The organism is Methylorubrum rhodinum, from assembly GCF_014199935.1.
Classification (GTDB): Bacteria; Pseudomonadota; Alphaproteobacteria; order Rhizobiales; family Beijerinckiaceae; genus Methylobacterium; species Methylobacterium rhodinum.
Genome location: NZ_JACHOP010000011.1, coordinates 81,029 through 94,144, shown reverse-complemented (window position 1 = coordinate 94,144; position 13,116 = coordinate 81,029). Strand labels below are relative to the sequence as shown.

The 13,116-nt window shown below is 66.5% G+C and carries 13 protein-coding genes; 3 read left to right on the top strand and 10 right to left on the bottom strand.

From position 1 onward, the window contains the following. The first annotated feature begins 2 nt into the window (after positions 1–2). From queC to HNR00_RS14035, 3 genes are all read left to right on the top strand, one after another. Complete coding sequence (gene queC / locus HNR00_RS14045; RefSeq protein WP_183570300.1) at positions 3–731, top strand: 7-cyano-7-deazaguanine synthase QueC; 729 nt, start codon at positions 3–5, stop codon at positions 729–731. A gap of 25 nt (positions 732–756) precedes the next feature. Next, positions 757–1,506 (top strand): PIG-L deacetylase family protein, encoded by a 750-nt coding sequence (locus HNR00_RS14040; RefSeq protein WP_183570298.1) that lies wholly within the window; start codon positions 757–759, stop codon positions 1,504–1,506. A gap of 433 nt (positions 1,507–1,939) precedes the next feature. Next, complete coding sequence (locus HNR00_RS14035) at positions 1,940–2,125, top strand: hypothetical protein (protein ID WP_183570296.1); 186 nt, start codon at positions 1,940–1,942, stop codon at positions 2,123–2,125. 83 nt (positions 2,126–2,208) lie between these two features. On the opposite strand, the gene HNR00_RS14030 is transcribed toward HNR00_RS14035, so the two are convergent. The 10 genes from HNR00_RS14030 to urtA form a co-directional block, all read right to left on the bottom strand. Then, positions 2,209–3,261 carry an aliphatic amidase gene (locus HNR00_RS14030; protein WP_183570294.1) on the bottom strand — a complete coding sequence of 351 codons (1,053 nt, stop codon included), beginning with the start codon at positions 3,259–3,261 and terminating at the stop codon, positions 2,209–2,211. A 71-nt stretch (positions 3,262–3,332) separates the two neighbouring features. Further along, entirely contained in the window at positions 3,333–4,796 is a 1,464-nt protein-coding gene (locus tag HNR00_RS14025) for a carbohydrate porin (protein ID WP_183570292.1), read from the bottom strand. A 196-nt stretch (positions 4,797–4,992) separates the two neighbouring features. Beyond that, positions 4,993–5,310 (bottom strand): FmdB family zinc ribbon protein, encoded by a 318-nt coding sequence (locus HNR00_RS14020; RefSeq protein WP_183570291.1) that lies wholly within the window; start codon positions 5,308–5,310, stop codon positions 4,993–4,995. Between the two features lie 64 nt (positions 5,311–5,374). Further along, on the bottom strand, positions 5,375–6,604 hold the full coding sequence (gene fmdA, locus HNR00_RS14015; protein ID WP_056244808.1) for a formamidase: 1,230 nt from the start codon (positions 6,602–6,604) through the stop codon (positions 5,375–5,377). Between the two features lie 162 nt (positions 6,605–6,766). Continuing rightward, positions 6,767–7,783, bottom strand: coding sequence for an alpha/beta fold hydrolase (locus HNR00_RS14010; RefSeq protein ID WP_183570289.1), 1,017 nt, complete (start codon positions 7,781–7,783; stop codon positions 6,767–6,769). Between the two features lie 10 nt (positions 7,784–7,793). Beyond that, positions 7,794–8,483 (bottom strand): urea ABC transporter ATP-binding subunit UrtE, encoded by a 690-nt coding sequence (gene urtE / locus HNR00_RS14005; protein ID WP_183570419.1) that lies wholly within the window; start codon positions 8,481–8,483, stop codon positions 7,794–7,796. Positions 8,484–8,569: 86 nt separating this feature from the next. Next, a complete protein-coding gene (gene urtD / locus HNR00_RS14000) occupies positions 8,570–9,355 on the bottom strand; it encodes an urea ABC transporter ATP-binding protein UrtD (protein ID WP_183570287.1) in 786 nt (261 codons plus the stop codon). Between the two features lie 14 nt (positions 9,356–9,369). Then, a complete protein-coding gene (gene urtC / locus HNR00_RS13995; RefSeq protein WP_183570285.1) occupies positions 9,370–10,539 on the bottom strand; it encodes an urea ABC transporter permease subunit UrtC in 1,170 nt (389 codons plus the stop codon). 12 nt (positions 10,540–10,551) lie between these two features. Beyond that, positions 10,552–11,478, bottom strand: coding sequence for an urea ABC transporter permease subunit UrtB (urtB, locus tag HNR00_RS13990; protein WP_183570283.1), 927 nt, complete (start codon positions 11,476–11,478; stop codon positions 10,552–10,554). A gap of 177 nt (positions 11,479–11,655) precedes the next feature. Further along, entirely contained in the window at positions 11,656–12,921 is a 1,266-nt protein-coding gene (gene urtA / locus HNR00_RS13985; RefSeq protein ID WP_183570282.1) for an urea ABC transporter substrate-binding protein, read from the bottom strand. Positions 12,922–13,116 lie beyond the last annotated feature (195 nt).

Here is a 13,116-nt window from a genome sequence, read left to right as displayed (position 1 = left end):
ACATGGCCGAGAGGGCAGCGGAGGACGGCGATTCGGGCGCCCTGGTGCTGTTCTCGGGCGGCCAGGATTCGGCCACCTGCCTCGCCTGGGCGCTCGACCGCTTTCCCCGCGTCGAGACGCTCGGCTTCGATTACGGCCAGCGCCACCGGGTCGAGCTGGAGCGGCGCTCCGCCTTACGCAAGGGCATGACGGCGCGCGACCGGGCGTGGTGGCGCCGGCTCGGGCGCGACCACACCCTCGATCTCGGGGCGCTCGGCGAGATCTCCGAGACGGCGCTGACCCGCGAGAGCGAGATCAGGCTGGAGCGGGACGGGCTGCCCAACACCTTCGTGCCGGGGCGCAACCTCGCCTTCCTGACCTTCGCCGCCGCGCTCGCCTACCGGCGGGGCCTGCGCCACATCGTCGGCGGCATGTGCGAGACCGACTATTCGGGCTATCCCGATTGCCGCGACGACACGATCAAGGCGATGCAGGTCGCGCTCAACCTCGGCATGGAGCGCCGCTTCGTGCTGCACACGCCGCTGATGTGGCTCGACAAGGCGCAGACCTGGGCTCTGGCCGAGGAACTCGGCGGCCGGGCCCTGGTGGACCTCATCGTCGAGGAGAGCCACACCTGCTATCTCGGCGAGCGCGGCGCGCGCCATCCGTGGGGCTACGGCTGCGGCACCTGCCCGGCCTGCGACCTGCGCGCCAAGGGGTTTTCGCGCTACCGCGCGGCGCGAGCCGACTGACCGTGTTCGAGGAAAGGAGCAGCCCATGCGCGCCGACACCTTTTTCGAAGCCGTGAAGACCCTGCCGGTGGCCCCCTTCGAGACCCTCGTGCCGGAGGGCGGCCTCGTCGTGGTGGCGCCCCACCCGGACGACGAGAGCCTCGGCTGCGGCGGGCTGATCGTGCAGGCGCTGGCGCGCGGCCGCCCGGTCCGCGTCGTCATCGTCAGCGACGGCTGCGGCTCGCACCCGAACTCCAAGGCCTTTCCGCACGATCGCCTGCGCGATCTTCGCGAATCCGAGACGATCGCGGCCATGGCCGCGTTGGGGCTCGGGGCCGAGCATGTCCACTTCCTGCGCCTGCCCGACGGCGGCGTGCCGAGCGAGGGCCCGCAAGCCGAGGACGCCGCGGCCCGGATCGCCGGGATCGCGGAAAAAGCCGGGGCGAACGCCGTGTTCGTGACGTGGAAGCACGACCCGCATTGCGACCACACGGCCTCCGCCGCCATCGTCGATCTCGCCCGGAAACACCTGCCGGGGGCGGCCTTCCACGCCTACCCGGTCTGGGGTTGGACCCTGCCGCCGGAGCGCGAGGTCGGGCCGGCGCCGACCGGCTGCCGCCTCTCGGTCGAGGACGAGCGCGCGGCCAAGCGCCGGGCGGTGGAGGCCCACGCCTCCCAGGTCTCCGGCCTGATCGAGGACGATCCCGAAGGTTTTCAACTGCAGCCCGCGATGATCGACCGGCTGACCGGACCGCACGAGTGGTTCATCGCCCTGCCGGCCGATGAGACCCCTTGAGGGTCCTCTCAAGGCTCCCGGTCACCGATCCGCGCCAGTTCGGGTTCGACGGCGCAGTGGAAGCGTCGTGAACGACACTTGCCGCGCACCGTCGATCGCTCCTGGCGCAGCCGCATTCCCCACGTCCGGCCCGCGGCTTCACCCCTCTCCGTTGCCCCCTTGAGCGGGGGATCAACCTCCGGCCCCGGAACGCCGACGGCTGCCTCCGCGGAAGCGGTGTTTCCCGAATTTTCCGCTCCGTCGACGCCTTGTCGCCATCACGGGGGCGACGCTATACTGCGAAGCTCTATGAGCCGAGGCGGGGAAGCTGGCTTTCTTGGTCGACTCAGAGAAGTCCGACAGAGAAGAAAACAACCGGAAATTCGCAAAAGCCTCGACAGGGAGCGTGGCAAGAAATTTGCTTCGAGTCGTTCAATATCGGGGGTGCAGAGCCATGAAATTCGTCATCGTTCAAGACGGGAACAATGTCGGCGACAATGCTCACAGTTGGCGCCTTGAGACGGATTCAGGTTTCGTCCTCGCCAAAAGCACGCGATCGCTCGAATCGAAGGAAAAATGCCTCCGGGAGATCGCGGACATCAAGCGAGATGCCGCGGTCACGAAAGTCTTGCAGAAGTGATCGGGACGTCCATCGCGTCCTGACCCGCGGCCCTTCCGCGGAAGGGCCGGCGACCCGCTCGGCCGTCCCGGCGGCGGTCTCGCTCACCGCGGGTCGGGCGGACCCTCGCCCTTGCCGACGAAGGGAATGCCCTCGATCGGGCATTCCTCGGTGCCGACGCTGGAGCGGGTGATGGCGCGCACGGCGTCGCGGGTGGCGTCGGGATCCTCGATCCAGCGGCGGTAGAAGTCGTAGGGGCATTCCGACATCCCGTGCCGGTTCTCCTTCGAGTTGATCATGCCGGTATAGCCGCGGTGCAGCAGCTTGAAGAGGTGGTTCTCCGACTGGCCGTGGGCGCGGAAGTCGCGGATCAGGAACTTCGACAGCGCCGCGTACTGGATGCCCATCGGCTCCTCGCCGCATTCGCCGAGCGTGCGCCCGTCGAAGCCGATGATCGCCGAGTGGCCGAAATACGAGTAGACGCCGTCGAAGCCCGCGGCGTTCGCGACCGCGACGTAGGTGTTGTTGGCGAACGCCATCGCCTTCGAGATCAGCACCTGCTGCTCTTTGGCCGGGTACATGTAGCCCTGGCAGCGGATGATGAGTTCGGCGCCGCGCATGGCGCAGTCGCGCCAGATCTCGGGATAGTTGCCGTCGTCGCAGATGATGAGGCTGATCTTGAGGCCCTTGGGCCCGTCCGAGACGTAGGTGCGATCACCCGGATACCAGCCCTCGATCGGGGTCCAGGGCATGATCTTGCGGTATTTCTGGACGATCTCGCCCTGGTCGTTCATCAGGATGAGGGTGTTGTAGGGCGCCTTGTGGGGATGCTCCTCGTGCCGCTCACCCGTGAGCGAGAACACACCCCAGACTTTCGCCTTGCGGCAGGCATCCGCAAAGATTTCGGTCTCCGCGCCGGGGATGCTGGCGGCGGTCTCGTACATCTCGGCGGCGTCGTACATGATGCCGTGGGTCGAATATTCGGGGAAGATCACGAGATCGAGGCCCGGCAGGCCGGCCTTCATCCCGACGATCATGTCGCCGATCTTCTTGGCGTTCTCGATCACTTCGGCCTTGGTGTGCAGGCGGGGCATCGTGTAGTTCACCACCGCCACGCCGACGCTGTCCTGGCTCGATGAGATGTCGCCGTGCATCATGGCGTTGTCCTCCACTCTGAACTGGTTTTGGGGAGGGGCCGCGGGTTGCCCGCGGCCCTGAGCTTGAGCCTTCAGCCCGGCGCGAGGCCGAGGAGGGTTCCGAGCGGCACGACGAGGGTGAAGCCGCCGTAGAAGCCGTCCCTGGCGCGGCGCGCCGTGTAGGGGTTCCAGAACGAGTTCGGGTTGACGACGTACTGGACAACGGGCTCGAGGATCACGCCCTTGCCGATGTCGAGGTGCGCGTTGGCTTCGAAGATCAGCTTGTCGCGCGAATACGGCGCGCCGGAGCCGCCGGAGATGAAGTTCGCGTCCGCCAGGAACTGGGTGTAGTTCTCGTTGAGGCGCTGCCAGTTGACCTTGAGGCCGTAGGTGTCGTTCGGCCGGCTCTGGTCGGGGGCCTCCAGGAGCACGCCGAAGAACGAGTTGAAGCGGATCGGGATCGTCGGATCGAAGGCGTAGCCGGTGCCGGTGTAGAGCGAGATCGCGGTGGGGTGCAGGTTCACGTCGCCCTTGGTGATCAGCCCGGCATCGGCCCGCCACACCGTCTGGGTGCCGGTGAGCACGACGCCCGAGGTGCCGGACTTCTGCAGCACCGGATCGCCGGGGTTGAGGCCCTTCGATGTGCCGAACACGGTCTTGAAGTTGTCGTCGTGGTCGGCGGTGTTGACGAAGCCGGTGAGCGAGACGCGACCGGGATAGGCATGGGTGGCGTAGGTGGTCTTGGTGCCGATCTCGGTCATGACCAGCGCCCCGGAGATGCGCTCGTAGCCCCAGTCGTAGCCCGACAGGACGTTGGTGTTGGGGTTCACCGTGAAGGCGCCGGCCTGGATGTAGCTCGTCGGCGACATCTGGTAGGCGACGTTGGCGCCCCAGACCGCGAACAGCGGCGAGGTGAAGCCGGCGTTGAAGTAGAACAGGTCCTGGAAGCAGGAATTGATCGAGTTGCAGGGCGGCAGGCCGTAGTACCGGTCCGGGTGGGTGCGGCCGAGCTCGACCACGAGGCGGTCGTCGAGGAGCTTCTGCTCGTAGGTGAGCAGCGACAGGCGGTTGTTGTTGGGGGTGTAGGGCGGCTGGTAGCCGACCGTGGTGTCGCCGATGTCGGCGGCCATGTTGAGGTTGCGCACGAGGCCGAAGAAGGTCTGGGTGAACTTGATCGTGCCGCCCGCGATGTTGGCGAGCCGCTGCATGTCGGCGTTCATCGAGAGGACGAAGTAGGCCGAGTTCGATTGCTCGCCGCGGCGCAGGCCGGCGGTGGGGTTGGCTTGGTAGAAGTCGTAGATGTTGATGTCGAAGGTGAGCCCGCGGGCGGCCATGTCGGTGGCCCAGGGGGCGAGCGGTCCGACGCGGACGGGGTCCGTGGGCTTGGCGGCGATGGCGGGATCGGTGCGCGGCTGGGTCTGGTCGTTGAACTGACCCACGGGCGAGGCCTGCTGCGCCTGCGCGCCCGGCCCACCGAGGGCGAGCCCCGCGGCCAGGAGGGCGGAGGCGGAAAGGCCTCGGCGGTGTCGTCGTGCTCGTCTCGTCGCGTTGCGCATTGTCGATCCCCAACCCGTGCTCTGCGCCGGCCGGTCACCACGGGGTGATTCCCCGCTTGTCGTGATCGGTCGGCGGCTCCCTCGCGGAGCGGTTTCGTTCGAAGGCTCCCTCCCGAATGCATGCGGCGGGCCGTTTCGGCCTCGCCGCTTGAGGCGGCCGGATGACTCCGGCCGCCTCGGTGGCTCCGGTCCGATCCTAGTGGCTGATCATCCAGGGCCGAGCGTTCGGGAAGCTCTTGGCCGCCGCGGGGGCGGAGGCCTTCTTTTTGGGCGAGCAACAGCCGCAGCCCGCGCCGTGGCTGCCGGAGCGCCGCGGTTCGTGGCGGCTGCGCTCGTTGGTGGCATGCGCGGCCTTGAGTCCCGCATCCATGCCGGCGATGCGCGGGGCGGTGAGGAAGGCGCGCTGGCATGCCCCGCCGCAATCCGGACAGTCGTGCGGGTCCTTGAACTGCGCCATCGGGCGAAGCACCGTGAACGGCCCGCAAGCCTCGCAGGAATAGTCGTAGACCGGCATCTGAAGCGCTCTCAGGCAAAGTGTGTGCGGTTTGCCGCCCGGAGAGCGCGGCAAACCAAGACAATCAAAGGTCCGGCGAGAGCGGCATCTGGATCGAGCCGTCCAAAAACTTCGTCGGCCCGGCCGCGGACGGGTTGATGTCGAAGTCGAAGATGCCGGTCGGAATCCAGAGGGTCGCGCAGGCGTTCGGGATATCCACGACGCCGGAGATGTGGCCCTGGACCGGGGCGGTGCCGAGGATCGAGTAGGCCTGCGCCCCCGAATATCCGAACTTTTTGAGATACTCGATGGCGTTCAAGCACGCTTGGCGATACGCGACCGTCACGTCGAGGTAGTGCTGCTTGCCGTATTCGTCGACGGACACGCCCTCGAAGATCAGGTGGTCGTCGTATTTCGGCGTGACCGGCGACGGCTTGAAGATCGGGTTCCGGATCCCGTACTTGGCCATGCCGTCCTTGATCAGGCTCACCTTGAGATGGACCCAGCCGGCCATCTCGATGGCGCCGCAGAAGGTGATCTCGCCGTCGCCCTGGCTGAAATGCAGGTCGCCCATGGAGAGGCCCGCGCCCGGCACGTAGACCGGGAAGTAGATTTTCGAGCCGCGCGACAGGTCCTTGATGTCGCAATTGCCGCCGTGCTCGCGCCCCGGCACCGTGCGGGCGCCGGTGGCCGCCGCGGCGTCCTTCGCCTCGCCCTTCAGCCGGCCCATATGCGCCGTCGGGCCGAAGGGCAGCGTGGCGAGCGCCGGCACCCGCTCCGGGTTGGTGTCGAACAGCGCCTTCTCGCGGGTGTTCCACGTCTCCAGCATCTTCGGATCGGGCAGGCAGCCGATCAGGCCCGGATGGATCAGGCCGGGGAAGCGTACGCCGGGCACGTGGCGCGACTTGGTGAACATGCCCTCGAAGTCCCAGATCGATTTCTGCGCCTGGGGGAAGTGCTCGTCGAGGAAGCCGCCGCCGTTGTTCTTCGAGAAGAAGCCGTTGAAGCCCCACTGCGATTCGGGCTTCGCGCCGATGTCGAGGAGATCGACCACGAGGAGGTCGCCGGGCTCGGCGCCCTCGACGCCGATCGGGCCCGACAGGAAGTGGACGATCGACAGGTCGATGTCGCGCACGTCGTCGGCGGAATCGTTGTTCTTGATGAAGCCGCCGGTCCAGTCGTAGGTCTCGACGATGAAGTCGTCGCCGGGCTTGACGGTCGCGACCATCGGGATGTCGGGGTGCCAGCGATTGTGCACCATGTCGTTGTCGTAGGCCGATTGCGTGAGATCGACCTTGATCAGCGTCTCGGGCATGTCCTTCGCGCGCTCCTCTTGGATTTTTGGTCAGCCGTCCCCGTTGCGGGTCCGGGGTGGGGCCGGCCGCCGCGGCGGGTCGTCGGGTCGTTCTTCGTTCATCCGGCGCAACGGGCGCCGGATCGGTGCGGGCGGGTCGCGGAAGGCGACCCGCCGATGGCTTCAGGCCGCGAGCAGCTCCTTCAGGGCCGCGTCGAGCACGGCGATGTCGTCGGGCGAGGTGCCGGGGCCGCCCGCGAAGTGGCCCCAGTCGGTCTCGACGATGCGCAGTTCGGCGTTCGGCATGTGCGAGACCTCGATGGCGCTGTCCTCGGGGGGGAAATACAGGTCGGTCGAGGCCGGCATCACGATCGCCTTGGCCTTGATCGCGCCGAGCGCCTTCGCGTAGTCGCCGCCGTAGAGCGGGTTGTTCGAAATGTCGCCGTTCTGCCAGGTCCAGAGCATGGCGAGCAGGTTGTTGGCGTCCTTGGCCAGCAGCCAGCCCTCCCAGAAGCCGACGAGGAAGTCCTCCAGCGAGGCGTAGCCCAGCCGCCTCAGGTCGCCCTCGGACCGGTAGAAAGTCTGCGACAGGCCCCAGCCGGCATAGACCCGGGCGGCGGCGCGCAAGCCCCGCTGCGGCGGGGCGGTGTAGAAGCCGTCGGCGAAGGCGGCATCCGCCTGGAGCGCGGCCTTCACCCCCTCCAGGAAGACGAAGTTGTGCCGCGAGCACTTGGCCGAGCCCTGGAACGGCAGGATGCGCTCGACCATGTCCGGAAACAGGGCGCCCCAGTGGAAGGTCTGGAGCGCGCCCATCGACCAGCCGGTCACGAGCTTGATCCGCTCGATGCCGAATTTCTCCGTGACCAGCCGGTGCTGCTGCATCACGTTGTCGTAGGCGGTGACCTTGGGAAAGCGTGGCCCGTTGAACGGGGCCGGGGTGTTGCTCGGCGACGAGGACAGGCCGTTGCCGAACATGTTCGGCACGATGATGAAGTATTGCTCCGGGTCGAGTGCCTTCCCCGGCCCGATCAGCCACTCGTTCTCGTAGTGCTGGCCCGAATACCACGTCGGGTAGACGATGACGTTGTCTTTGGCCGCGTTGAGCGTGCCGTAGGTCTTGTAGGCGAGTTGCGCGCCGCGGATCGTCTGCCGGGATTGCAGGACGACGTCGCCGAGTTCGAAGATGGCGTAATCGGCCATTCCGATCCCCTCAGACCGACAGGAAGCGGGCGACCTGCGCCTCGTCGATGTCGGCGCGCAGGGACTCGTGGACGATCGAACCGTTCTCGATGACGAGCACCCGGTCGGCGACGTCCATGGCGAAGCTCAGCACCTGCTCCGAGACGACGATGGAGAGTCCGCGCTCGTCGCGGATCTTCTTCAGCGTCCGGCCCATTTCGCGGATGATCGAGGGCTGGATGCCCTCGGTCGGCTCGTCGAGGAGGAGCACCTTCGGGTTCGAGGCGAGCGCCCGGGCGATGGCGAGCTGCTGCTGCTGCCCCCCCGAGAGGTTGCCGCCGCGCCGGCCCTTCATCTCCAGCAGCACCGGGAACATCGTGTAGAGATCCTGCGGCACTTTTCGCGATTTGGTGACGGTGAGGCCCGTCTCGATGTTCTCCTGCACCGTCATGGTGGAAAAGATCATTCGCCCCTGCGGCACGTAGGCGAGGCCGGCGGCGACGCGCTGGTGGCTCCTCAACGCCGTCACGTCGGTGCCGTCGAGCCGAACCGTGCCCGACTTCGTCGGCACGATGCCCATCAGGGTCTTCATGAGCGTCGACTTGCCCATGCCGTTGCGGCCCATCACGGCGACGATCTCGCCCGGCGCGACGTTGATGTCGATGCCGTGCAGCACCTCGCTCTGGCCGTAGGCCGAATGAAGGTCGGAGATCGCCAGCATCGGGGCGGCGCCGGCTAGGACCGGCGGCACGGGGGAGACGTTTGGACTGGCTGGGGGGGCGGTCTGAAGCATGGTTTCGCGCGCCTTCAGTGACCGAGATAGACTTCGACGACCTTCGGGTCGGTCTTGACCCGCTCCATCGAGCCCTCCGACAGCACCTTGCCCTGGTGCAGCACCGTGACCCGGTGGGCGATGTCCTCGACGAACTTCATGTCGTGCTCGATCACCAGCACCGAGCGGCCCTTGATGATCTGGTTGAGGAGTTCCGCCGTCTTGATGCGCTCGCCGACGCTCATGCCGGCGACCGGCTCGTCGAGCATGAGCAGTTCCGGGTCCTGGATCAGCAGCATGCCGATCTCCAGCCATTGCTTCTGGCCGTGGCTGAGGAACTCGGCCCGCTCGTCGAGCTGGTCCTTGAGGAAGATGGTCTGCGCGATCTCGTGGATGCGGTCGCGGACTTCCGCGTCGCGCTTGAAGGTGAGCGCACCGAACACCGAACGGCCGCGGGGGAACGAGATCTCGAGATTCTCGAACACCGTCAGGTCGTCGTAGATCGACGGCGTCTGGAACTTGCGGCCCACGCCCGCCTGGACGATGGCACTCTCGGAGAGCTTGGTGAGTTCCTGGCCCTTGTACTTGATCGAGCCGGAGCTGGCCTTGGTGCGCCCGCAGATCAGGTCGAGCACCGTGGTCTTGCCGGCGCCGTTGGGGCCGATGATGACCCGGATCTCGTCCGGATCGACGTAGAACGACACGTCGTTGACCGCCTTGAAGCCGTCGAAGGAGACGGTGAGCCCCTCGACCGCGAGCAGGAAGTTCTTGTCGTCGGCGGGCGTGCCGATCGGCAGGGAGGGGAGGATCGCCGCATTCATGGTTGTCTCGATCCTCACTCGGCGGGGGCGCCCTGGGGCAGGACGGGGACGGCGACCGGCTTCAGGCCCTTGGCCTTGCGGAACAGGCGCGGCTCGACATGCTCGCGCCAGAGGCCGGCGAGACCGTTGGGGAAGGCCAGCACCACGGCGATGAACAGGGCGCCGAGACCGAACAGCCACAGGTCGGGGAAGCTTTCCGAGAACGAGGTCTTGGCGAAGTTGACGAGCAGCGTCCCCCAGACCGCGCCGAACAGCGACAGGCGCCCGCCGACGGCGGCGTAGATCACCATCTCGATCGACGGCACGATGCCGACGAAGGAGGGCGACATGAACCCGACCTGCAGGGTGAACATCGCGCCGCCCACCGCGGCGAAGGCGGCGGCGAGGCAGAAGGCGAACACCTTGAAGCCCGCCACCGAGTAGCCCGAGAAGCGGACCCGGTCCTCCTTCTCGCGCATGGCGACGAGGATGCGCCCGAGCTTCGACTTCTTGACGTACTGCGCCATCAGGATGCAGCCGATGAGGAGCCCGCCGTTGACGAAGTAGAGGATGAACTTCGCGCTGTCGGTGCGGATGTCCCAGCCGTTCAGCGTGCGCAGATCGGTGATGCCGTTGATGCCGCCGGTATAGCCCTGCTGGCCGACGATCAGGATCGTCAGGATCGCGGCGATGGCCTGGGTGATGATGGCGAAGTAGGTGCCGCCGACGCGGCGCTTGAACATCGCCACCGAGATCACGAAGGCGAAGGCCACCGGCACAGCGACCACGAGGAGGAGCGTCAGCGGCAGCGAGTGGAACGGCTGCCAGAACCACGGGATCGAGGTGATCTGGTTCCAGTCCATGAAGTCCGGGATGCCCGGCGTCGACTGGATTTTCGTGTTCTCGACGCTCGAAGCCTCAAGCTTCAGGTACATCGCCATGCAGTAGCCGCCGAGGCCAAAGAAAACGCCCTGGCCTAGCGACAGGATGCCGGCATAGCCCCAGCAGATGACGAGGCCGAGCGCGACGAAGGCGTAGGTGAGGTACTTGCCGACCAAGTTGAGGCGGAAGCCGTCGAGCACGAGCGGCAGGACCACGAGGATGAAGCCGGCCAGCAGCGCGAGGCTGATCCACTCGATCGGCTTCATGAAGGGGTTGTCGTTGACGGTGACCGCCTTGGACAGGGTTTGCATCGGGCTCGTCATCGGGGGCGCTCCTCAGCGACGGACCTTGAGGGTGAACAGGCCCTGCGGCCGCAGCATCAGGATTCCCACCACCGCGAGCAGGGTGAGCACCTTGGCCATCGAGCCGGAGAGGAAGAATTCGAGGGTCGATTGGGTCTGCGAGATCGAGAAGGCCGAGGCGATGGTGCCGAGCAGGCTGGCCGCGCCCCCGAAGACCACGATCAGGAAGGTGTCGACGATGTAGAGCTGGCCCGAGGTCGGCCCGGTGGAGCCGATCATGGTGAAGGCCGAACCGGCGATGCCGGCGATGCCGCAGCCGAGCCCGAAGGTGTAGCGGTCGACCTTTTCCGTATCGATGCCGACCGCTCCGGCCATGGAGCGGTTGCTCATCACCGCGCGGATCTGCGCGCCAAAGCGCGAGCGGTAGATCAGGAGCGCGACGCCGAGCGTGATGACGGTGGTGACCGCGATCACGAACAGGCCGTTGATCTGCACCTCGATCGAATCGGTGACGGGGATCGAGCCCATCATCCACGAGGGCAGCTCCACGCCGACCTCGCGCGGGCCGATGATCGAGCGGTAGGCCTGCTGCAGGATCAGCGACAGGCCCCAGGTCGCCAGCAGCGTGTCGAGCGGGCGCTTGTAGAGATGGCGGATCAGCGCCCATTCCACGAGCATCCCGAGCGCGCCGGAGGCCAGGAAGGCCAGCGCCATGGCGATGAAGAAGTAGGCGGAGAAGAGTGCGGGCAGGTGCTCCTGGAAGAAGGTCGAGCACAAGTAGGTGACGTAGGCCCCCAGGATCATGAACTCGCCGTGGGCCATGTTGATGACGCCCATCTGGCCGAAGATGATCGCCAGCCCGAGCGCCATCAGCACGTAGACCGAGAACAGGATCAGCCCCGCGAAGCCCTGCATCACGAAGATCGAGCTGAGGTCTGCGAGCGAGTATTCGCCGAACATGGGAGGTGTCTCCGGCGGAGGATTTTGGGAGGCAGCAAGAGGCGGGCCACGGACATTCCCCTCCCCCTTGCGGGGAGGGGTTAGGGGTGGGGGTGGTTCAGAAGGAACCGCCGAGCCTCATCCGGCTCGACCCCCACCTCCAACTCCTCCCCGCAAGGGGGAGGAGGGCGCGTCGAGCTACTGGTACCCCTTCGGGAAGGGGTTCGGCTCGATCAGCTCGGGGCTTTCGTAGACCACCTCGAACTGGCCCGTGGGCAGGGCCTTGGCGACGCGGGTCTTGGACCAGAGGTGATGGTTCTCGTGGACCTTCACGTAGCCCTCCGGCGCCTCCTTGAACTCGATGCCCGGCGAGGCCGCGACCACCTTGTCGACGTCGAAGGAGCCGGCCTTCTCGACCGCCATCTTCCACAGGAACGGACCGAGATAGCCGGCCTGCGTCACGTCGCCGAGCACGGTCTTCTCGCCCCACATCTTCTTGAAGGCGGCGACGAACTTCTCGTTGTTCGGGTTCTTGAGCGACTGGAAGTACTTCATGCAGGAATAGGCGCCGGCGATGTTGTCGCCGCCGATGCCGTCGATCTCGTCCTCGGTGACCGAGATCGTCAGCAGGGTCTGCTTGGAGAGGTCGATACCCGCCGCCTTGAGCTGCTTGTAGAACGCCACGTTCGAGCCGCCGACCACGTCGGCGAAGATCACGTCGGGCTTCTTGAGCTTGATCTTGTTGATCACCGAGTTGAACTGCGTGTGGCCGAGCGGGTAGTATTCCTCGCCGACGACCGTCCCTTTCAGCACGTTCTCGATGTGCTTGCGGGCGATCTTGTTCGAGGTGCGCGGCCAGATGTAGTCCGAGCCGATCATGAAGAAGGTCTTGGCGCCCTTCTCCTTGGCGACCCAGTCAAGCGAGGCGAGGATCTGCTGCGTCGCCTCCTGGCCGGTGTAGATCACGTTTTTGGACTGCTCCAGGCCCTCGTAGAAGGTCGGGTAGTAGAGCAGCCCGTTATACTGCTCGAACACCGGCAGCGCGGCCTTGCGCGAGGCCGAGGTCCAGCAGCCCATCACCGCGGCGCAATGGTCGTTGACGAGGAGCTTCTTGGCCTTCTCGGCAAACGTCGGCCAGTCGGAGGCGCCGTCCTCCTGGATCACCTTGATCTTGCGGCCGAGCACGCCGCCCATCTCGTTGATCTGGGCGATGGCGAGCTTTTCCGCCTGGATCGTGCCGGTCTCGGAGATCGCCATCGTGCCGGTGGCCGAGTGCAGGATGCCGACCGTCACCTCGGTGTCGGTGACCGCGAGCCCCGTGGTGTTGACCGCCGAGGTCGGCGCGGCGGCGAACGACGGCCGCGGCATCAGCGCCAGCGCCGGCAGGCCGGCCATGCCCATCAGGAGCTTGCGCCGCAGCGGCGAGCTCAGGCCGTTCTCGGTGTCGGAAATGTCCTTCGCCATTCTGCCAGCCCTGTGATCGCGCGTCCGGCGGCTCTTAGGATGGCCGCGGATCGACGGGATGCAGGCTAGGCCGTGTTTTGCATCGCAGCATATACGCTGTTCTGCGTATGGCCGGCGCGGGCGGACAGGACCAGGATGGCCGTCCTTCGAATGGAAAGTCTCCGGCGCGTCCTCGGCGCGCACGGCTCTTGCTTG